This is a genomic window from Xylophilus sp. ASV27 (genome assembly GCF_016428875.1).
Lineage (GTDB): Bacteria > Pseudomonadota > Gammaproteobacteria > Burkholderiales > Burkholderiaceae_C > Xylophilus.
In genome coordinates, this window is sequence record NZ_JAELTO010000328.1 from 1 (window position 1) to 379 (window position 379).

Sequence of the window (379 nt, forward strand, 5' to 3'; positions counted from 1 at the left end):
GGCCAAAGTCCATCGCCGCGAGACGGCAATTCACGGGTCCGGTGTCTCCACCGGCCGGGTCCGGGAAAGAAGCGTCCCGCACTTTGTTTGACCGCGTGCGAACGCGTGGCCAACGGCCCGCGGCACGAGCTTGCCCGCGCGAAAGCGCGCCTGGAGAGACCGATGGCCACCCAGCGCATCCTCGACTTCCTCGCCACCCGACGTCCCAGCGGCCCCTGCCTGGTCGTCGACCTCGACGTCGTGCGCGACAACTACCGCGCCTTCGAAAAGGCGCTTCCCGATTCCAGGATCTACGACGCGGTGAAGGCCAACCCGGCGCCTGAAATCCTGCGCCTCCTGGCTGCGATGGGCTCGTCCTTCGACACCGCGAGCGTTGCCG

At 68.1% G+C, this 379-nt stretch carries 1 pseudogene; it reads left to right on the top strand.

Going from position 1 to position 379, the window contains the following annotated elements:
- Window positions 1–162: 162 nt before the first annotated feature.
- A pseudogene (locus JHD63_RS23165) lies at window positions 163–379 on the top strand (ornithine decarboxylase); the annotation flags it as partial.